This is a genomic window from Mesorhizobium sp. CA13, from assembly GCF_020165235.1.
GTDB lineage: Bacteria > Pseudomonadota > Alphaproteobacteria > Rhizobiales > Rhizobiaceae > Mesorhizobium.
On record NZ_JAIUHS010000012.1, the window covers coordinates 138,223 to 159,332 of the forward strand.

The following is a 21,110-nucleotide window of genomic DNA, read 5'->3' on the forward strand; positions in this document are numbered from 1 at the left end:
CGGCATGAGCGAATTCATTGCAGCGCTGCCGATGTATGACTGGCCCGAGGCGCACCGCGAGGTCGACGCCCAATGGGCACTGCTGCGCGATGCCTTCCGGCAAGGGGGGATAATCGATGCGCCGGAGTCCGTCATTCGCCGCAACGGCGATCTGCCGCCGGTGCCGGGCGGCATCCTTGACGACGCCGGCGTCCTGATCGCGCCCGATCCAGCGACACTGCCGCCGGACGCGCTCGATTTTCACCAGCTCTGGCTGCATCCCGCACTGCTGTTCGCGCAGACTTGCTGGGGGCCGATGGAGCTTGGCCTGACCAGCCATGTGCAGCTTGTCGGCCAGCCGAGCTATGACCTCTACGAAGGCGGCCAGGGCGAGCTTTATTCGAGCGCGCTGGTGATGCGGGCGGACGGCAAGGCGTCCGTGCCTGCGCCTGCCAATGGCAGGCCCGTCATCCCGCTCGATCTGATCCGCGGCAAACGCTTCACCTTCAACAGCCTCGATTCCATGTCCGGTATCATCGCGCCGACGCGCGATCTACAAGCGCTGGGCGAAAGCCTCGATGTGTTTTCCTCGCGCAGCGAAAGCGGCGGACATCGCGCTTCGATCGTCGCCGTGGCCGAGGGCAGGGCCGATGTCGCGGCGATCGACTGCGAGAGCTGGGCGTTGGCGCAGCGCTTCGAACCGGCGGCCCGGCAAGTGAAGGTCGTCGGCTGGACGGGCCTTCGCAAGGGCCTGCCCTTCATCACCGCGAAAGCGACGCCGGAAAAAGCGGTTGCCGCGATGCGCGAAGCCCTTGCCGGCTTAGCCGAGCAGCCTCGCATCCAGCGGATAGGTTGAAAGCTTTTCGTTGCCGGTGCCGGTGATCAGGATCTGTTCCTCGATCTTGACGCCCTCGCGCCCGCCGAGCCTGCCGATATAGCTTTCCACGCACAGCACCATGCCTGGCTCGATCACACCGTCCGGCGTGTCCGATGTCCAGTCGTCGGCATGCGGCAAGGTCGGGTATTCGTCGGCCAGCCCGACGCCATGGTAGAGCACGCCATAGCGGGCCGGGAAACAGTCGCCGGGCGGCACCGCCGAGCGCTCGACAAGATCGCGGAAAGAGATGCCCGGCCGCATCAGTTGCGTGTTGTGGGCGATCTGGTCGGCGGCGATGCGGAAAAGATCGCGTTGTTCGTCGGTTGGCTTCACATCCCCGCACAGCCAGGTGCGCGAGAGATCGGCACAGAAGCCATAGGGGCCGATCAGGTCGGTGTCGAAGGCGACGAGATCGCCCGCCTCGATGAGGCGCGAGGAGCATTCCTGGAACCATGGATTGGTGCGAGGGCCCGAAGCCAGCAGCCGCGTCTCGATCCATTCGCCGCCGCGGGCAATGTTGCCGCGATGCAGTTCGGCCCATAATTCATTCTCGGAGATGCCGGGCTTCAGCGCCTGTTCCATTTCGCCCATTGCCGCCTCGCAGGCGAGGATGGCGCGGCGCATGGCAAGGATCTCGTCCGGGGATTTGATCAGCCGCGCATTCTCCATCACCGCTTCGCCATTGCCGATGGAGATGCCAAGCCGGGCAAGTTCCTCGACGCCTTCCGGGTTGATGTGGTCGACCGCGATGCGGCCGTTGCCACCGCCATGTTCCCGCACCAGATCGGCGATCCCGGCCGCCCAGCGGCGGACTTTCTGCTCGGTGAGCTCGCCACTGTAGAGATACATCCACGAGACGGCGGGGCGAACCTCGTCGACAACGCCGGAATGGTCCGACAGATGCTCGCAGGAGAAATAGTCGAACAGCACCACCGGCCCCTCGGTGGCAACGAAACAATGCCGTGTCGGGTTGTGCGCCACCCAAAGCTGCATGTTCGTGGAATCGGTGGCATAGCGGATGTTGACGGGATCGTAGAGCAGCGCACCGGCGTAGCCGCGGCGCCTCAGCTCGGCGCGGATGCGCCCCAGCCGGTATCGGCGCATTTCGGCCAAGTCGGGGGCGGCAATGCCCGCCGCCGCCCATTCCGCTTCGGCTATCGCGCCGTAGCCCAGCACATGCTGGTTGAGATCGGCCGCCTTCTGGCGGGAGGCGTCGCGCAGCGCCTCGATCGAGCCTGATACAAACGGCATGATCTTGCGATGGCGGCCGAAGCTCCCCTTTGGCGCCGCGCTGTCCATGGCGAAACCTCAGCTCCGCATCTTCTCGCCGCTCGGGTCGAACGGCGGCTCGACATTGATGCGGGCCGGACGGCGATGGCCGAGAATCTCGATCTCGAACAGGCCGGCGCTTTCATCCTCGGCCAGCGCCGCCGGCACATAGCCCTGCGCCATCGATTTCTGGACGTAGTGTGCATAGCCGCCAGAGGTTACCCAACCGACCACGCGCCAGTCGCCGTCGACGATGCCGCGCACGGCGGACGCGCCTTGCGCCGCCTTGGAACCACGCAGTTCCTTGCCCGCTGCATCGAAGCGCGGCGCGCCAAAGCCATGCGGCTTTTCCACCGTACCGTAGTCCTTGCTGACCTTGGCCCAGATCGGCTCGTCACCCATCACATCGGCGTCGGCCGCCTCGACGATGAAGGACACGCGGCGCAGCTTCGGTCCTTCGGCCCGTTCCCTGGCGGCCACGTCGCGGCCGATGAAGTCGTTCTTCTCCAGCTTGATGAAGCGGTCCATCGAGCCTTCGAACGGTCCGTAGATCGGCCTGAGTTCGCGGAACCAGGTCGGGAAGTTCTTTTCCAGGCGCATCGACAGCAGGGCGCGCATGCCGAAATCGACCAGGCCGAATTCTTCGCCTGCATCCTTGATCGCCTTGTAAACCAAGCGCTGATAGGCCGGCGCCATCCAGATCTCGTAGCCGAGGTCGCCGGTATAGGTGATGCGGTTGACCATGCAGGGCGCGCCGCCGACCGCCATCTCGCGGAAATCCATGAAGCGGAAGGCTTTGGTCGAGATGTCGACATCGACCAGCTTCTGCAGCAGGTCCCGCGACTTCGGTCCGGCAATCGACAGGCCGACCAGCGTCTGGTCGAAGCGGTGAATCCGCACCGAACCGTCCTTCGGCAGATGCTTTTCGAACCAGCGCATGTGATATTTCTGCGCGGCCGACGAGCCCCAGATCATGAAGCGTTCTTCCGCTGCCTTGGCGATGGTGAAGTCGCCGATCAGCTTGCCGAATTCGTTGATCATCGGTGTCAGCACGATGCGGCCCGCCTTCGGCATACGGTTGGTCATCAGCCGGTTGAGGAAATCCTCCGCCCCCGGTCCGGAGACCTCGTATTTGGCGAAGTTGGCGATTTCGGTGACGCCGACGCGCTCGCGCGTGGCGCGCACTTCCTCGCCGATCGGCCCAAAATCGTTGGAACGGTGGAAGGAGACGATATCCTTGGGCTCCTTGCCCTTCGGCGCGAACCATAGCGGGGTCTCAAGGCCCCAGGAGTCGCCCATGACGGCGTTGTTGGCGAGCATGGTGTCGTAGAGCGGCGTCGTCTGCGCCGGGCGCGCTGCCGGCAGTTCCTCATTGGGGAAGCGGATCGAGAAGCGGCGTGAATAATTCTCGCGCACCTTCGCGTTGGTGTAGCGCAGGCTGGCCCATTCGCCGAAGCGGGCGACGTCCATGCCCCAGACGTCGAAGCCGGGATCGCCATGCACCATCCAGTTGGACAGCGCCAGGCCGACACCGCCGCCTTGGCTGAAGCCGGCCATGACGGCACAGGCGCACCAGAAGTTGGTCAGGCCCTGTACCGGGCCGACCAGCGGATTGCCGTCCAATGCGAAAGTGAAGGGACCGTTGATGATCTGCTTGATGCCGGCCTTCTCGATGCCGGGGAAATGCTTGAAACCGACCTCCAGCGACGGCGCGATGCGGTCGAGGTCGGGCTGCAACAGCTCGTGGCCGAAATCCCAGGGCGTGTTGACCGGCGACCACGGCTTGCACTCCTTTTCGTAAGTGCCGAGCAGGATGCCGTTGCGCTCCTGGCGGGTGTAAATCTCGCCCTTGAAATCCATCACGCCGATCATCTCGCGGCCGGTCGATTTGTTGAATTCCTCGACCTCCGGCATGGGTTCTGTCAGGAGATACATGTGCTCCATGGCGAGCACCGGCAGTTCGAGGCCGACCATGCGGCCAATCTCGCGCGCCCACAGGCCGCCGCAGTTGACGACATGCTCGGCGTGAACCGTGCCTTGTTCGGTGATGACGTTCCAGGTGCCGTCGACCTGCTGCGTCAGTTCGACGACGCGGTTTCGCAGCACGATCTCGGCGCCGAGCTTTTTCGCCGCTTTTGAGTACGCAATCGTAGTGCCGGATGGATCGAGATGACCCTCGACCGGATCCCACATGGCGCCGACGAAATTCGTCTCGTCCATCAGCGGGAACATCGCCTTGGCCTCGGATGGCGTGATCAGCTCGGTATCCATGCCGAGATAGCGGCCCTTGGCATGGGCAAGCCGCAGGAAGTCCATGCGCTCGGGGGAGTCAGCCATCATCACGCCGCCGGTCAGGTGCAGCGAACAGGACTGGCCGGAAAGCTCCTCGATCTCCTTGTAGAGCTGCACGGTGTAGGCCTGCAGCTTGGCGACGTTGGGATCGCCGTTGAGCGTATGAAAGCCGCCCGCCGCGTGCCAGGACGAGCCGGAGGTGAGCTCCGAGCGCTCGATCAGCATGATGTCGGTCCAGCCGGCCTTGGCCAGGTGATAGAGCACCGAGCAGCCGACGACGCCGCCGCCGATGACAACCGCTTTTACATGGGATTTCATGAAGGTAGGTCCGTTTTTAGAGAAATTGAATCGGGTGAGCGGGGCGCGAAGACAAAGCGGAGGTCGGAGGCAGCGATGTCTTCGGCCAGCCTGCCATCAAGCGCGGCATGGATGGTTTCGCAGACGCGATATCACAAGCCTGCGTCATCCTCGGGCTTGTCCCGAGGATCTGCCGTCCCTCGCCAGAGTAGTGCGATCGGAATTGAGAAGTGGTTAGATCCTCGGGACAAGCCCGAGGATGACGGCGCGGATGAGTTCGCTCCAAAGCCGCCCAATCCTGGCGACTGCGCGTTTCGCCAGCGCCATCCCCCGCTCCGTCGCTGGCTCGCAGCGCCACCTCTCTCCCCTCGGGAGGGCGAGGAAGTGAGCCTCCCAGCATAAGCTCGCGCCCTTCCTCTCCCCCGTCGATCGGGGGAGAGGTGTCGAGCGCAGCTCGACGGAGTGAGAGTCGACTGTTCATGAAGCCAATACAGATCAAAAATCGGTCGGCGCGCCGCCTTCGGCGCGGCGCTTCTGGACGAAGGCGTTGAGCTCTTCGCGGATCGCCGGGTCCATGTAGGGCTCGTCATAGGAGGCCAGCCGCTCCTTCCACACCTTGTTGGCCTTTTCGAGCGCCGTCGGCGAGCCGGCTTCCGCCCAGGTCTCGAAATTGCGCCAGTCGGACAGGATCGGCGAGTAGAAGGCCGTCTTGTAGCGATCCTGCGTGTGCTGGGTGCCGAAGAAGTGGCCGCCGGGACCGACCGACTGGATGGCGTCGAAGCCAAGCGCCTGTTCGGACAGGTCGAGCGGGGTCAAGAATTCCGCCACCATCTGCAACAGGTCGATGTCGAGGATGGTCTTCTCGTAGGAGCAGCGCAGGCCGCCTTCGAGCCAGCCTGCGGCGTGCATCATCAGATTGCCGCCGCCCTGGATGGCGCCCCACAGCGAGAACACGCTTTCATAGGCGGCCTGCGCGTCGACCGTGTTGGCCGCGCAGGTGTTGGAGGTGCGGTAGGGGATGTTGTAGCGGCGGGCGAGCTGGCCGCCGACGAGTTGCGCCTTCATGTATTCGGGCGTGCCGAAGGCGGGCGCGCCGGACTTCATGTCCACGTTTGAGGTGAAGCCGCCATAACCGACCGGCGCGCCCTTCCGGACCATCTGGGCAAACGCGATGCCGGACAGGGCCTCGGCGTTCTGCTGCACCAGCGCGCCGGCAATGGTCACCGGCGCCATGGCCCCTGACAGGGTGAACGGCGTGACGATGACGACCTGGCCCTTGCTCGACATCTGGATGATGCCTTCCATCATCGGCACGTCGAGTTTGAGCGGCGAATTGGTGTTGATGATGGTGAAGACGGACGGCTCTTCGAGCAGCTGCTCGTGGCTGATGCCGCGCGCGATGCGGGTGATCTCGATGCCGTCGACGTTTCGTTCCTTGCCGAGCGAATAGATGTGGAACACCTTGTCGGTCAGCGTGGCGAGATCGCGGATGCATTCGAGGTGGCGGACGGAGGGATGGATGTCGATCGGCTCGACCGGATAGCCGCCCGTGCAGTTCAGTATGTTGTGCATCTGCGCCAGGCGCAGGAAATTGCGATAGTCCTGCTGGTTGCCGGGCCGGCGGCCACGATCGATGTCCGAGCAATTGGGCGCCGAGGCCATCATCGAGATGATCAGATTATCGCCGCCGAAGCGCACATTATGCGCGGGGTTGCGGGCATGGATGGTGAATTCAGACGGGCAATGCGACACCAGATCGAGGATCATGTCGCTGTCGAAGCGCACGCGCTCGCTGCCTTCGCGCACGTCGGCGCCATGTTCCTTCATGATGCGGCGGGCTTCGTCATGCAGGACGTCGACACCGATCTCCTTCAGCACCCGCAGCGAGGCCAGATGGATCGATTCCAGCTCGTCGTCGGAGACCAGCTTGGTCGGCTGGAGCGGGATTTTCAGCTGGCGGAACGGCGGCTGCTCGAACGCGGCCGAGCCGCCTGCGCGTTTTCCGGCGCGGCCGCCGCGGCGGGCACGATCGGTTGCCAATGCCGGTTCGGCGGGTTGAAGGGCGGCGGTCATGAGGGGCCTCGTACGATGCGAAAGTGGGCGGCATAATGGACCGGCGGCTGTCCGGCCATTGCGGAGGCGGCGACCACTAGAGCGAGGGAAGCGACATGCCGGGACGGGAGCTGCGTGGTCCCTAGGCAGGCCGGCGGATGGGGGCCATGCGTTGCAGTATCGTCTTTTGCTTCTGATAAGCTTGTGCGTCCAATATCTCTGGAGGGAGAGCCATGCCTGACGTCGTCAAAGTGCGTGCCGCCACCAACAACGAAGTCGCGTTCCTCTCCTGGGATATCGACGGGATGATCCCGGGCTGCCTGGGCTTCGAGATCGTCCGCCTCTATCCCGACACCGGCGAGGAGCGTTGCCTGGCGTCCTGGGTGCCGTTCAAGGGACAGCGCAACAAGGATTGGATTCCTCAGGATACCGGCGTCTGGCCGGTGCAGAAGACATTCTGGCGCGATCTCACTGTCCGGCGACGCCGCGACAGCCTCGATGTCAGGCCGGACGGCGAAATGATCGCCTACCGGGTGCGTCCGGTCGGCGACATGAAGGCGGGGCTCGAGCCCGTGCCGGTGCGTCCCGAAAAGACCTATACGGGGCCGGCGCGCCCTCTCGGCTACCTCGGCCGGGGCGCGGTCAGTCCGCCGATCTTCCTCGGTCAGATGTTCGGCAAGGCGCGCGTCGCCTTCACCAATGGCGTGCTGTCGACGCAATGGATGTCGCGCGCGCTGGCCGAGGCCGGCATCAAGGTCGGTCAACGCGACAAGATCAGGGCTGTGCTGCAGGACCCGGCCAGCAAGATACGCGCCTACCTGCATGGCGACGTGCCCGACGTGCTGACCAGCCTCTTGAAACGGGCCAAGGCCGAAGGCGGCACGGTCAGGCTTGCGCTCTACGAGCTTGGCGACGACGAACTGTGCGACGCAATCATCGCCGCCAAGGATGTCGTCGAGGTCATTCTTTCCAATTCGGGCAGGGACGACCAGACGAAGGCCTGGGACGCGGCCAACGCACCTTACCGGAAGCGGCTGCACGACGCGGGCGTCGCGGTGACGGATCGCCTGTTCAACAACAACCATATCGGCCACAACAAGTTCGCCGTCTATCGCGATGCGCAGGGCAAGCCGCAATCGGTGATGACGGGCAGCACCAACTGGACCTCCACCGGCATTTGCGGGCAATCCAACAACGCCTTCATCCGCGACGACCCGGCGATGGCGGAGATCTTCGACGCCTACTGGCAGCGCATGAAGGCCGACCTGTTCCCGCCGCCGGCCACGGAAAGTGCTGCCGGTCACGTCGCGCAGACGCAAGGCGTGCCGTTCCGTAGGGAGAACCACAGGCCAAATCCGCTCAATGGCGCCACGGCGGCGCTGGACGGCATGACGGTGTGGTTCTCGCCCAATGATCCCGAGCGTAACAAGAAGGACATCTCGGTGCGGCCGGTCGATCTCGAGGACCTTTTCGCCCGCATCAAGGCGGCCAGGCGCGCCGTGCTGTTCCTGGTGTTCAATCCTTCGCGGCTCGGCGACAATTCGATCGTCGACCAGGCGGTGGCGGCGGCAAAAGCCGATCCGAAGCTGATCGTGCAAGGGGCGATCAGCGATGAGACCGCCATGCCCAACTATGTCGCGTCGACCAAGGATCCGGTCACCCATAAGTCGAACAGGGACGGCAAGTCGCCCTTCGTCTATCCGGACAAGGTCTGGGAGGCACCGAACGTTTCCATCGTGCGGGCGGCGAACCTGACCGGCGCCACGATCGCCCGGGATTTCCAGGCGGAGGTGCTGACCGTCGGCCATGCGATCGTGCACGACAAGATCGTCATCATCGATCCGATGGAGGACAACGCGACGGTCGTCACCGGCAGCCACAATCTCGGTTACAAGGCTTCGTACGAGAACGACGAGAACATGGTGATCGTCGAAGGCGACAAGACTTTCGCCGCGGCCTATGCCGTGCATATGCTCGACGTGTTCGACCACTACAAGTTCCGCGCCTGGCGCAGGACCATCGGCAAGGGACCTTCGGATGACGATGGGCTGTCCACCGATGACAAGTGGCTGAAGCCTTACGCGCAAGGCAGGAAAGGCGCGATCGCACGATATTTTCCGTAGCGCTGCCGGCAGGGCCGCCGGCTGTTGGCGCGAGCCTTTCCGCCCGGCGCCAGCCGTTGGCGCAAGCGGATTTCGCTGTCCGGCCCTTCCTTTCCCGGGATCGAACCGGTAGCTGATGGCTTGCCGATCCGCAGGTCGGCGATTCACTCATGGAACGGCAGCATGGTCGCGACCGGCTCGAGCCAAGGCGAAGCGGCAACGCAGTGGGCAGCGCTCGCCGGCGTCACCGCGGCGCTGGCGATGTTCGGCGCCGCGCAAGGGCTGAGCTCCCCGCTGTTCACGCTGCTGATGCAGAAGCAAGGCATGTCGCCGGGCCTGATCGGGCTGTCGGCAGCGATGATGCCGGTCGGCTTGATCTTGTCTGCCTCGTTCGTGCCGGCTGCCGTGCGGCTGGTCGGCGCCCGCACGCTCGCCGTCGGCTGCTCGCTGATCGGTGCGCTGTGCTTCCTGGGCATCGGCTATCTTCAGGACTGGGTGGCGTGGTTCGTCCTCCGTTTCATCATCGGCGTGGTCATCAACCCGCTCTATATCCTCGGCGAGGTGTGGGCGCTGTCGCTGGCGCCGCCGGCGCGACGCGGCCGGGTGATGGGCGTGTTCAACACGCTGATGGGGGCCGGCTACGCGGCCGGGCCTTTCACCTTGACCCTGGTCGGCACGTCGGGCTGGGCCCCCTTCAGCGTCGGCATTGGCGGTTTCGTGCTCTGCGCTGTCATTCTGCGCCTTGTCTCCTCAAAGCTCACCGGTTTCGAGGACGACGGCCAGCCAGCCGGCAGCTTTGTCGGTTTTGCCCGGCTGGCGCCGGCGCTGCTGCTTGCCGTGCTGGTCTCGGCGGCGGTCCAGCAAAGCACCTACGCGCTGGTTCCGGTCTTCGGCGCCGGCTATGGCCTGCCGGAAGCCGTGCTCGCCGCGCTGGTGATGGCGTTATCCCTGGGCAATATCCTGCTGCAGATCCCGCTCGGCCTGCTCGCCGAACGCTTCGGCGGCCGCTCCATGATCCTGGTTTGCGCGGTGGCGACCACCGTTTGTGCGCTTCTGCTGCCGCTGCTGATCACGACGCCGCTGATCTGGGCGGTGCTGCTGGTGATGGGAGCGGTCGGCTATGGCGTCTACACGATGGCGCTGGTGGAACTCGGCAGCCGGTTCAAGGGCTCGCTGCTGGTCACCGGCAACGCCGCTTTCGCCTTGTTGTGGGGCGTTGGCGGCATTGTCGGTCCGCCCAGCGCCGGCCTGGTGATGCAGGCGATCGGGCCTTTGGGATTGCCTGCGGTGATCGTCGGCCTGGATGCGCTGCTGGTCGCCTTCGCGCTCTACAGATCGGCCAGCCGCAGAGGCTCCTGACAGAGTTTGGCCGGAACAAGCTTGGGTTCGGGCTTTGGGGCTTACGGCTGTCCGGTCGAAACGCTAAGCCTGCAGCCGAGAGGCGATGTGGATCATGGACCGGGTGGAACCGAAGCGCGACGAGACGATGCAGTGGGCAGCGATCACCGGTGTGATCGCGACCGTGTCGGTGTTCGCGATCGCGCAGGGATTGTCCTATCCGCTCTTGAGCTTCATCCTGCAGCGGCAGGGCGTTTCGCCTGTCATGATCGGCCTGTCGGCGGCGATGACGCCGATCGGCTTCATCGTCTCGTCGCCGCTCATTCCGTCACTGGCGCGGCGGTTCGGGGCAGGGCGCACGGCGCTGACCTGCGCGGCGCTCTCGGCGGTCGTGCTGGCGCTGATCGGCTGGACGCAGAATCTCTATCTCTGGTTTCCGCTGCGGTTCCTGATCGGCGCGGTGACCAATCCGCTTTACGTGCTCAGCGAAATCTGGGTGATCGCGCTGGCGCCGCCGGCCCGGCGCGGCCGCATCATGGGCGTCTATTCCACGATCATCTCGGCCGGCTTCGCCGCCGGGCCGCTTTGCCTGCTGGCCGTCGGTACGGAGGGCTGGCCGCCATTCCTGGTCGGCATTTGCGCCTTCATCTTCTGCGGCGGCTGCCTGGCCCTGGTGATCAGGCGCCTGCCCAAGGTCGACGAGGCCGGGCATCGACTTTCGGTGATGGGCTTCATGCCGCTGGCATGGCTGCTTTTGTCGGCAGTGGTCGTGGCTGCCGGATTCGAGCAGGCGGTGTTGGCGCTGTTGCCCGTCTACGGCACGCATTATGGCATCGCCGAGAGCCGCATGTCGGCGCTGCTGTCGACGATGATCGCCGGCAACATCGCCATGCAGGTGCCGCTCGGCCTGCTGGCCGAGCGGCTGACGGCGCGCCTGGTGCGGTTCATTTGCCTGGTGCTGACGCTGCTCGGCTGTCTGCTGCTGCCGCTATTGATCGAAACGCCGCTGGTTTGGCCGATGATCTTCGTCTGGGGCGCTGTGTCCTACGGCATTTATACGATGGCGATCATCGAACTCGGCGAGCGTTTCAGCGGCTCGGCGCTGGTCGCCGGCAATGCCGCTTTCTCTCTGATGTGGGGCGTCGGCGGCATCCTCGTCCCACCGCTTGCGGGCGGTGTGATGGACAGGATCGGCGCGAGCGGCCTGCCGGTGACGCTCGGCGCGATCTGCCTGGCGCTGGCGGCTGCGACCGTCATCCGGCGGCGGATCGTGTGACGGCCTGAAGCGATCTGCCGCGATGACGCGGCTTCGACACCTTGAATCCGGCGCCCTTTGACGCGATGTAGGCAGGGCCGCCCCCCGATTTCCCGGAGACCCGCATGACCATTTCGACGACAAAGCCTGGCTTGGCGACCAATGATCCCTTTCTTTGGCTGGAGGAAAGGACAAGCAAGGAGGCGCTCGACTGGGTACATCGCCAGAACGAAATCACGGTGGCGCAATTGCAGGGCGATCCATCCTACCAGGCATCGTTCGAAACCGCGCTCGATCTGATGACCGCCGAGGACAACATCGCCGTCGGCTCCGCGCTCAACGGCCACGTCTATAATTTCTGGCAGGACAAGACCAATGTGTTGGGCCTGTGGCGCCGCACGACGATAGCTTCCTACAAGACCGACAGACCGGACTGGGAAACCATCATCGACTTCGACCAGCTCGCGACGAAGGAGGGAGTGAAGTGGGTGTTCGGCGGCGCCAGCCGGCTCTACCCCGATTTCAACCGCTGCCTGGTTTCGATGTCGCCTGATGGCGGCGACGCCAGCGAGATGCGCGAATTCGACATCGCGGCCAGATCCTTCGTCGAGGACGGGTTTCGCGCGCCCGCTTCCAAATCCGGCTTCGGCTGGCTCGACAAGGACACGGTGATCGTCTCGGCAGCGTTCGAAGAGGTTGACAAGACCGAATCCGGCTATCCACGCGTGGTCAAGCTCTGGAAGCGCGGGACCAGGCTGGAAGACGCGACGCCGATCTTCGAGGCGCAGAAGGAAAACCTCGCCGTTGGCGCGGCGCTCGAGTTCGATGGCGACCGGCGTTATCTCGTGCTGGCACGAACGCTCAATTTCTTCGCTTCGCATATTTTCCTGCGGCTGCCTTCGGGCGAGAACAGGCGCCTGCCGCTGCCTGACGACATGACCGATACGGCGATCTTCAGAGATCAACTCGTCTTCGGTGTGCGCAGCCCGTGGACGGCGCCGGACGGCACGCTGTGCAAGCCCGACGGTCTCTATTCGCTGGACCTGGCGCGCTGGGTAGAAGCCGGCGCACTCGGACCCGTCCAGACTTTGCTGGAACCGACGCATCGGGTGTCCATCGCAGGCATGGCCCGCACGCAGGACCGGCTGTTCATCAACCTGATGGATAATGTGCGCGGCAAGGTCGTCGTCTGCGCGCGCGAAAAGGGCGGCTGGTCGCTGAAGCCTGTCGCGCTGCCCGAAAACGGCAATGTCGGCATCAGCCATGCGGAGCATTTCGGCTCCAGCGTGTCCTTCTCCTTTACCGATTTCCTGACGCCGAGCTCGATCATCTGGTCCGACGACAATGGCGAGACGCTCGCCACCGTGAAGTCGCAGCCGTCGCGATTCGATGCTTCGCCGCTCGTCTCGGAACAGTTCGAGGCGCGCTCGAAGGACGGCACGATGATCCCCTATTTCGTCGTCAGGCGGCGTGACCAGAAGGGCCCGGTGCCGACGCTGCTCTACGGCTATGGCGGCTTCGAAGTGCCTTTGCTGCCCGGCTATGCCGGTGTGCGCGGCAGGCTGTGGCTGGAGAAGGGCAATGCCTATGTGCAGGCCTGCATCCGCGGCGGCGGCGAGTTCGGTCCGGCCTGGCACCAGGCAGCGCTGAAGGGAAACCGGCAGAACGCCTTTGACGATTTCGCCGCGGTGGCCGAGGACGTCGTCAGGCGCGGCATTGCGACAGCCGCCTCGCTCGGTATCCAAGGCGGCTCGAATGGCGGCCTGCTGACGGGCGTCTCGCTGACGCAGCATCCTGAGCTGTTCGGCGCCGTCATCATCGAGGTGCCGCTGCTCGACATGCTGCGCTACACCGAATTGCCGCCCGGCGCGTCGTGGATGGCCGAATATGGTGATCCGTCCAAGCCGGAAGATGCGACCTGGCTCGCCGCCTACTCGCCTTACCAGCATGTCGGGGCCGGTGACTATCCGCCGGTGCTGCTCACCACCTCGACCGCCGACGACCGGGTGCATCCGGGCCATGCGCGCAAGATGGCCGCCCGCCTGCAGGAGGCCGGCCATGCCGGGACGCTCTTCTTCGAGGAGACCGAAGGCGGCCATGGCGGCCGCGGCGACCGCCGGCCGCAGGCGGCGCAGGCCGCGATGAAGTACGTTTTCCTGCAAAGGGCGCTGGGCGGGAAGGGCTGAACCGAAAGCCATCGGACCAGAGCAAAGGGTGGTTCACCTTGAACCTTCTTTGCTCTAAGGTGCCCTCATGGCTCCCGGGGTGACATTGGCCGGCCTTTTCGGGGTTCGGGTATTTGGGGGCGCGGTGACGCCGTCGCCGCGCACCTTGCGCGCCGAGCTTTTGCGGCTTTGCGCCCGCATCGGCTATTCGCCACCCGCCATCCTCTGAAGAATCCGCCCCGGCGCAGCCGGATTGGTTCCAGAGGAAAGATCAAATCCATGACCTATCAGAATTATTCGCTGAAGCAGCTTCAGCAGCTCGACGCCGCGCATCATTTGCATCCGTTCACCGACCATAGGGAATTGCGCGAGGCCGGATCGCGCATCATCACCCACGCCAATGGTCCCTTCATCTATGATTCCGAAGGGAACGAATTGCTCGACGGCATGGCCGGGCTGTGGTGCGTCAATATCGGCTATGGCCGCGACGAGCTCGCCGAGGCCGCCTATGCGCAGATGAAGGAACTGCCTTACTACAACTCCTTCTTCAAATGCTCGACGCCGACGCCGGTGCTGCTGTCGAAGAAGCTGGCGGAGATCGCGCCGAAGACCATCAACCAGGTGTTCTATGGCTCCTCCGGTTCGGAAGCCAACGACACCGCGCTCAGGCTTGTGCGCCACTATTGGGCGCTCGAAGGCAAGCCGCAGAAGAACCGCGTCATCTCGCGCAAGATGGCCTATCACGGCTCGACCATCGCCGGCACGTCGCTCGGCGGCATGGACGCCATGCACAAGCAGCTCAACGGAGAGGTGCCCAACATCGTCCATGTGATGACGCCGTACGCCTACGAGCTGTCGCTGCCGGGCGAGAGCGATCATGATTTCGGCCTGCGCGCGGCAAAGGCGGTCGAGGACGCCATCCTCGAGGCCGGCGCCGACAAGGTCGCTGCCTTCATAGGCGAGCCGGTGATGGGAGCCGGCGGCGTGAAGATACCGCCGGCAAGCTATTGGCCCGAGGTACAGCGCATCTGCCGCAAATACGATGTGCTGCTGATGCTGGATGAGGTCATCACCGGTTACGGCCGCACCGGCGAATGGTTTGCCGCGCAGACGCTTGGCATCGAGGCCGACACCATCACCACCGCCAAGGCGCTGACGTCGGGCTACCAGCCGCTGTCGGCGCTGCTGGTCGGCGATCGCATTGCCTCGACGCTGATCGAGAAGGGCGGCGAGTTCAATCACGGCTATACCTATTCCGGCCATCCCGTGGCTTGCGCCGTGGCGCTGAAGAACCTGGAGATCATGGAGCAGGAGGGTCTGGTCGATCGCGTCAGGACCGACACCGGGCCCTATTTCGCCAAGGCGCTGCAAGAGCGCATCGCCGGGCACGAGCTGGTCGGCGAGGTGCGTTCGATCGGGCTGATGGGCGCGATCGAGATCGTCAAGGACAAGGCGACGAAGGAACGGTTCCTGCCCGCGGGAAGTGCCGCGGTGACCGTGCGCGACCATGCGATCGCCAACGGAATGATGCTGCGCGCAACCGGTGACACGATGATCCTGTCGCCGCCGCTGATCTGGACCCGGGACACGATCGACATGGCCTGCGAGCGTATCGGCAAGGCGCTCGACCTGGCGCAAGCGGATCTGCGCAAGCGGTAAAAGAAATGGCCGGGCGTTCGTGACCGAGACGCCCGGCCGTCGATGGCCCAATTGCCGGTCCCAGGCGCACCGGAGGGTTCCGGTCCCCGGCGCCATCGGCTACAACCGCCAAGGCAATTTTTTGCCGACGGGGGATGCCATGGCCGGACAACCGCTCAACCAGCCCGCCGAAATCCCGGCCGAGCTCGATCGCTGGAATTGGGGCGCCTTCTTCCTCAACTGGATCTGGGGCATCGGCAACTCCACCTTCATCGCGCTGCTGGCGCTGATCCCGATCGTCAACATCGTCATGATCTTCGTGCTTGGTGCGCGGGGCAGCCGCTGGGCATGGCGCAACCGTGCATGGCGCGATGCCGAGCAGTTCCGCAGAACGCAGCGCAACTGGGCGATCGCCGGTCTTGCCGTCTGGGTGCTCAGTATCGGGGGCTGCGCGACGATGGTCGGCAGCATCCCTTTCATGATCAAGAACAGTGACGCCTATCACATGACCATGGATGCCATTCGCGCCGACACCCGGGTGAAAGCCGCTATCGGCGACGACTTGACCGCCAATTTCTGGGTCGGCGGCCATCTCAACGTCGACGCGAATGGGACGGGTGACGCGCGGTTCAGCATTCCCATCCACGGCGCCAAGGGAAAGGGCACGGTGTTTTCGCACCTGGTTCGCAATGCAGGCACGTGGAGCACGCGCCTGCTCGTGGTCCGGGTCGATGGCGCCGATGCGCCGATCGTGCTGACCAATGAAGATCACGTGCCGATCCCGAACGCTGCAATCGGAATATGAGGGATGTCGGATCCTGGAACGCAAAAACCGCGCCCCACCGGGAACGCGGCTTTGCCAGGTACGCTTGGCGTTTCGCTACGCAAACACTTGGCGAAACTTACGGGCTCCGGGACGCGAGACCTGATCCGGAGCGCCGGGCGGACGCGATATCCGCCTCGCAATCCGTTTTACAGGGACATCGTTACCGCGGAGTTATCGAGAGCTTAAGCAAACCTAAATTTTGCGGTTCTTCGGCGAAGCGCACGAAAGAAAAACGAGCTTTATCAACCACTTATTGATTGGCGCCGCGCAGAAAATTTATGATCCCGGAAAAATCGGCGCCGGCATTCCCTTGCGCGTTGAACAGGCCGTAGAGCTGTGTCGCTTCGGCGCCAAGCGGTGTCACCGCGCCCGCCGCTTGAGCGGCTTCCTGCGACAGCTTCAAATCCTTGAGCATGAGTGCGGCGGCGAAGCCGGGCTTGTAATCGCGGTTGGCGGGCGAGGTCGGCACCAGGCCGGGCACCGGGCAATAGGTGGTCAGCGACCAGCACTGGCCTGAAGAGGTCGAGGCAACGTCGAACAGGGCCTGGTGCGCCAGGCCGAGCTTTTCGGCCAGCACGAAGGCCTCGGCGACGCCGATCATCGAAATGCCGAGAATCATATTGTTGCAGATCTTGGCCGCCTGTCCGGCGCCGTCGCCGCCGCAATGGACGATGCGGCCGGCCATGGGCTTCAGGATCGGCTCGGCGGCGGCGAAGGCATCGTCGGAGCCGCCGGCCATGAAGGTCAGCGTGCCGGCCGTGGCACCGCCCGTACCGCCCGAGACCGGCGCATCGACCGACAGCAAGCCGTGCTTTGCGGCAATGGCATGCGCCTTGCGCGCCGAATCGACGTCGATGGTCGAGGAATCGATGAACAGCGCGCCCTTCTTTGCCTTGGACGCGATCTCTTCGTAGACCGACAGGACATGCTTGCCGGCGGGCAGCATGGTGATGACGACGTCGGCATCCATCACCGCGGCCGGCGCATTGGCCATGACGACGACGCCATGCTCGCGCGCGACCGTCAAATTGTCCGGCATCAGGTCGAAGCCATGCACGGGATACCCCGCCTTGACCAGGTTCGCCGCCATTGGATTGCCCATATTGCCAAGGCCGATGAAGGCGATCGTCGTCATTGCGTTCTCCCGGAGTTTGCAGGCTTCAGCGGCCGATCAACGCGCGGGCGATGATGACACGCATGATCTCGTTGGTGCCTTCGAGGATCTGGTGGACGCGCAGGTCGCGCACCAGTTTCTCGATGCCGTAATCGTGCAGGTAACCGTAGCCGCCGAGCAGTTGCAGCGCATCGTTGGCGACGTTGAAACCGGTGTCGGTGACGAAGCGCTTGGCCATTGCCGACCATTTGCCCGCATCCGGGGCCTTGCGGTCGAGCCTGGAGGCGGCGGCGTAGAGGAAGATGCGTGCCGCCTGCAACTCGGTTTCCATATCGGCCAGCCGGAACTGCAAAGCCTGGAACTGGTTGATCCTGGAGCCGAACGCCTTGCGCTCTGATGTGTAGGACAGCGCCTTGTCGAGCGCCGACTGGGCCCCGCCCAGCGAACACGCGGCGATGTTCAGCCGGCCGCCATCGAGCCCGGCCATGGCGATGCCGAAACCGGCGCCTTCACCCGATAAGAGATTTTCCGCCGGCACTTTGCAATCCTCGAAGATGACTTGGCGGGTCGACTGCATGTGCCAGCCCATCTTGTGTTCATTGGCGCCGAAGGAAAGGCCCGGCGCATCTTTCGGCACGACGATGGTGGAAATGCCTTTTGGTCCCTCGGAGCCGGTGCGCACCATAACGGCATAGACATCGCTGTCGCCGGCGCCGGAGATGAACTGCTTGGCGCCGTTCAGCACGTAGTCGCCGCCGCTCTTCACCGCCCGCGTCTTCAGGGCAGCGGCGTCGGAGCCGGAACCCGGCTCGGTCAGGCAATAGCTCGCCAGCCATTCCATGGAGGTCAGCTTCGGCAGGAAGCGCCGGCGCTGGTCGTCGTCGCCGAAACGGTCGATCATCGAAGCCACCATATTGTGGATCGAGATAAAGGAGGAAAAGGCCGGGTCGGCGTGGGACAGCGCTTCGAAGATCAGCACGGCGTCGAGCCGGCCGAGCGCGGAGCCGCCGACATCGTCCCTGACATAGATGCCGCCGAGGCCCAGCGGGCCAGTCTCGCGGATCACGTCGGCGGGGAAATGCTTGTTGCGGTCCCAGTCTAGCGCGTTCGGCGCGACCCGGTCGGCGGCGAAGGCCTGAGCCATTTCCTGGATGGCGCGCTGGTCCTCGTTGAGTTCGAACTGGCTGGTGCTCGCATCGACCGCGGCGTCCATGGCGTGCTCCCTATATGCTGGCCAGCAGGCTCGCTGGCCTGTCGTTTTTGGCTTTGCGCGCGCACCAATCTAGACCAATGATGCCGCCGCGCAACCCGAGCCGCCGCGGAGCGGTTGTGCGTCAATGCATGTCCGGAGCAAGATGTGACGACAAAATTCGATGAGCTGCTAGATCGGTTCCACGCCTATCTCGCTTCCGTGGATGAAGTCCGGGTGCAGGATGCGGTGGCGCGCATAGAGTGGGATATGCCGACCCGCGAGCTTGAGCCGCATCCGCTCGGCTGCCTACGCCATCTCGATCGCGCCGCCGATTTGACGCCGGCGCGGGCCAAGCAGTTGGTGCAATTTCTGGCGCAGGAGCGCGGCGAATTGCGCTGGGGCCAGACATACGGCGAGTCGGATTTCGGCAAGGCGTTCATCGACAATTATGGTTGGCTCGAAGTATTCGGCACCCGCGGCCACTTCGCCAATGACGAGGTCGCCGCCGGCGTGCTGATCCTTGGGCCCGGTATCGTCTACCCCGACCACCACCATGTCGCCGAGGAGATCTATATCCCGCTCACAGGCGGCACGGAATGGCGCATGGGCGAGGGCAGCTTTCAGAAGCGAGAGGCCGGCGAGGTCGTGTACCACGCTTCCGAGGTCAATCACGCCATGCGCACCGGAAAGGAGCCGTTGCTGGCGCTCTATATCTGGCGCGGCGGGCCGCTGGCGCAGAAATCCACGATCACCGGGACCGCGACGCAGGGCAGGGGCTGAGCCATGGCTAAAGCCATCATGCTGCAAGGCACGGGCTCGGATGTCGGCAAGACCGTGCTGGTCGCCGGGCTGTGCCGCGCCGCTAAAAAGCGTGGGCTGAAGGTGCGTCCGTTCAAGCCGCAGAACATGTCGAACAATGCCGCCGTCGCCGACATTCCCGGCGACAACAGGGCTGGCGGCGGCGAGATCGGCCGCGCGCAATGGCTGCAGGCGATCGCCTGCGGCGTGCCGCCATCGGCTCACATGAACCCGGTGCTGCTCAAGCCGCAGACCGATGTCGGTGCCCAGGTCATCGTGCAAGGCAAGGTGTTCGGCGAGGCGCGGGCGCGCGACTACCAGGCGTTGAAGGGCCGGCTGATGGACGCCGTGCTGGACTCCTGGGGCAAGGTCGGCGAGGGCGCCGATCTCGTCATCGTCGAGGGCGCGGGTTCGCCGGCGGAGATCAACCTCAGAAGCCGCGACATCGCCAATATGGGCTTTGCGACGCGGGCCGATGTGCCTGTCGTGCTGGTCGGCGACATCGATCGCGGCGGCGTCATCGCCTCGGTCGCGGGCACCCATCTAATCCTGTCGGAGGAAGACCGGCGCATGATCGTCGGCTATCTCATCAACAAGTTCCGTGGTGACGTCTCGCTGTTCGACGACGGCATCAAGGCGATCGAAGGGTTCACCGGCTGGCGCTGCTTCGGTGTCGTGCCGTGGCTGAAGGCGGCAGCGCGGCTGCCCTCGGAGGATTCGGTGGTGCTGGAACGGCTTGCCTCCGGGGAGGCGCGTGCGCTGAAGGTGGCGGTGCCGATGCTCGGTCGCATCGCCAATTTCGACGATCTCGACCCGCTCAAGGCCGAGCCGCAGGTGGAAGTGGTGTTCGTGCCGCCTGGAAAGCCGTTGCCGCAGGATGCGGGACTGGTGGTCATTCCCGGCTCGAAGTCGACGATCGGGGATCTGCTGAAATTTCGCGAAAATGGCTGGGACCGTGATCTTCTTGCCCATCGCAGGCGCGGCGGCCATGTCGTCGGCATTTGCGGCGGCTTCCAGATGCTTGGCCGTGTCGTGCGCGATCCCGACGGCATCGAAGGCAGCGTCACCGAAGCGGAAGGGCTTGGCCTGCTCGACATTGAAACGGTGATGGAACCGGAAAAGACGGTGCGCAACGTCAGCGCCCGCTCGGTGCCGTTCGACCTGCCGCTCGAAGGCTACGAGATCCATCTCGGCCGCACCACCGGCCCGGACATGCTGCGGCCGTCGGCGATCATCAACGGCGCCGAGGACGGTGCGGTCTCGGCGGATGGCAAGGTGGTCGGAACCTATATGCACGGCCTGTTTGGCGCCGACGCCTTTCGAGGGAGATTCCTCGAAAGCCTTGGCGTCAAGGGCGGCGGCATCGACTATCGCGCCGAGGTCGAGCGGGCTCTCGACGAGGTCGCGGCCCAGTTGGAGAGCCATCTCGACTGCGACGCGATCTTTTCGCTGGCGCGGTAGCTAGTTGGCCATTTCGCCTGCCTTCGGCCAGTAAGTGCCGAAGGACCAGACATTCCCCTCCGGGTCGCGGCAGATGAATTCGCGGCTGCCATAGTCGCGGTCGGTCAATTCCTGGAGGATCGTGGCGCCTGCCTTCTTCGCTTTGGCGTAGGCGGCGTCTGCGTCGTCAACGGCGATGTAGATCGACTTGCCGCCACCTGAGCCGGGTTCGCCGACCATCTTGCCGTAGTCATCCTCGCGCGTGCTGCCGAGCATGATCATCGAGGAGCCGAAGACCAGTTCGGCGTGATGCACGACATCGCCTTCGCCGTAGCGGGCACGGACGCTGAAGCCGAAGGCATCGCACAGCCAGTCGATCATTGTCGCCGCGTTCCTGTAACGCAAGGCGGGGTACAGGCGGGGGGCTTCAGGTGATGCGGGCATGGCAACCTCCTTCATTCGGGCTCATCGATGAA

The 21,110-nt window shown here is 64.5% G+C and carries 16 protein-coding genes; 10 read left to right on the forward strand and 6 right to left on the reverse strand.

Annotated features, from left to right (window positions below; all coding sequences use genetic code 11):
• The first annotated feature begins 4 nt into the window (after positions 1 to 4).
• The gene (locus tag LB566_RS24085; RefSeq protein ID WP_224627880.1) at positions 5 to 835 is read left to right on the forward strand and encodes a phosphate/phosphite/phosphonate ABC transporter substrate-binding protein; all 831 of its coding nucleotides are present in this window, start codon (positions 5 to 7) and stop codon (positions 833 to 835) included.
• On the opposite strand, the gene LB566_RS24090 is transcribed toward LB566_RS24085, so the two are convergent.
• The 3 genes from LB566_RS24090 to LB566_RS24100 all read right to left on the reverse strand — a co-directional run bounded on the left by LB566_RS24090 (position 800) and on the right by LB566_RS24100 (position 6,787).
• Positions 800 to 2,155, reverse strand: a complete 1,356-nt coding sequence (locus LB566_RS24090) for a M24 family metallopeptidase (RefSeq protein WP_224627890.1) — start codon at positions 2,153 to 2,155, stop codon at positions 800 to 802. The two genes, LB566_RS24085 and LB566_RS24090, sit on opposite strands and share 36 nt — an antisense overlap.
• A 9-nt stretch (positions 2,156 to 2,164) precedes the next feature.
• On the reverse strand, positions 2,165 to 4,735 hold the full coding sequence (locus LB566_RS24095) for an FAD-dependent oxidoreductase (RefSeq protein ID WP_224627892.1): 2,571 nt from the start codon (positions 4,733 to 4,735) through the stop codon (positions 2,165 to 2,167).
• 474 nt (positions 4,736 to 5,209) lie between these two features.
• A complete protein-coding gene (locus LB566_RS24100; protein WP_140551371.1) occupies positions 5,210 to 6,787 on the reverse strand; it encodes a trimethylamine methyltransferase family protein in 1,578 nt (525 codons plus the stop codon).
• 212 nt (positions 6,788 to 6,999) lie between these two features.
• Here LB566_RS24100 and LB566_RS24105 point away from each other — a divergent pair, with 212 nt between their 5' ends.
• The 7 genes from LB566_RS24105 (at position 7,000) to LB566_RS24135 (ending at position 16,069) form a co-directional block, all read left to right on the forward strand.
• Positions 7,000 to 8,889 carry a phospholipase D-like domain-containing protein gene (locus tag LB566_RS24105; RefSeq protein ID WP_224627893.1) on the forward strand — a complete coding sequence of 630 codons (1,890 nt, stop codon included), beginning with the start codon at positions 7,000 to 7,002 and terminating at the stop codon, positions 8,887 to 8,889.
• Positions 8,890 to 9,051: 162 nt separating this feature from the next.
• Entirely contained in the window at positions 9,052 to 10,227 is a 1,176-nt protein-coding gene (locus tag LB566_RS24110; RefSeq protein ID WP_224627895.1) for an MFS transporter, read from the forward strand.
• Between the two features lie 94 nt (positions 10,228 to 10,321).
• Complete coding sequence (locus tag LB566_RS24115; RefSeq protein ID WP_224627897.1) at positions 10,322 to 11,482, forward strand: MFS transporter; 1,161 nt, start codon at positions 10,322 to 10,324, stop codon at positions 11,480 to 11,482.
• A 104-nt stretch (positions 11,483 to 11,586) separates the two neighbouring features.
• Entirely contained in the window at positions 11,587 to 13,647 is a 2,061-nt protein-coding gene (locus LB566_RS24120) for a prolyl oligopeptidase family serine peptidase (RefSeq protein ID WP_224627898.1), read from the forward strand.
• A 67-nt stretch (positions 13,648 to 13,714) separates the two neighbouring features.
• Positions 13,715 to 13,855 carry a capsid protein gene (locus LB566_RS24125; protein ID WP_224627900.1) on the forward strand — a complete coding sequence of 47 codons (141 nt, stop codon included), beginning with the start codon at positions 13,715 to 13,717 and terminating at the stop codon, positions 13,853 to 13,855.
• A gap of 50 nt (positions 13,856 to 13,905) precedes the next feature.
• Positions 13,906 to 15,285, forward strand: coding sequence for an aspartate aminotransferase family protein (locus LB566_RS24130; RefSeq protein ID WP_224627902.1), 1,380 nt, complete (start codon positions 13,906 to 13,908; stop codon positions 15,283 to 15,285).
• 139 nt (positions 15,286 to 15,424) lie between these two features.
• Positions 15,425 to 16,069 carry a cytochrome c oxidase assembly factor Coa1 family protein gene (locus LB566_RS24135; protein WP_224627904.1) on the forward strand — a complete coding sequence of 215 codons (645 nt, stop codon included), beginning with the start codon at positions 15,425 to 15,427 and terminating at the stop codon, positions 16,067 to 16,069.
• A gap of 271 nt (positions 16,070 to 16,340) precedes the next feature.
• On the opposite strand, the gene mmsB is transcribed toward LB566_RS24135, so the two are convergent.
• Positions 16,341 to 17,225: a 3-hydroxyisobutyrate dehydrogenase gene (gene mmsB, locus LB566_RS24140; RefSeq protein ID WP_224627906.1), complete on the reverse strand. Its 885-nt coding sequence runs from the start codon at positions 17,223 to 17,225 to the stop codon at positions 16,341 to 16,343.
• 25 nt (positions 17,226 to 17,250) lie between these two features.
• Positions 17,251 to 18,417 carry an isobutyryl-CoA dehydrogenase gene (locus tag LB566_RS24145; protein WP_224627908.1) on the reverse strand — a complete coding sequence of 389 codons (1,167 nt, stop codon included), beginning with the start codon at positions 18,415 to 18,417 and terminating at the stop codon, positions 17,251 to 17,253.
• Between the two features lie 144 nt (positions 18,418 to 18,561).
• Between LB566_RS24145 and LB566_RS24150 the strand changes: the two genes are divergently transcribed.
• Positions 18,562 to 19,176, forward strand: coding sequence for a dimethylsulfonioproprionate lyase family protein (locus tag LB566_RS24150; protein ID WP_224627910.1), 615 nt, complete (start codon positions 18,562 to 18,564; stop codon positions 19,174 to 19,176).
• Positions 19,177 to 19,179: 3 nt separating this feature from the next.
• A complete protein-coding gene (locus LB566_RS24155) occupies positions 19,180 to 20,655 on the forward strand; it encodes a cobyric acid synthase (RefSeq protein ID WP_224627913.1) in 1,476 nt (491 codons plus the stop codon).
• On the opposite strand, the gene LB566_RS24160 is transcribed toward LB566_RS24155, so the two are convergent.
• Complete coding sequence (locus tag LB566_RS24160) at positions 20,656 to 21,078, reverse strand: VOC family protein (protein ID WP_224627923.1); 423 nt, start codon at positions 21,076 to 21,078, stop codon at positions 20,656 to 20,658.
• Positions 21,079 to 21,110 lie beyond the last annotated feature (32 nt).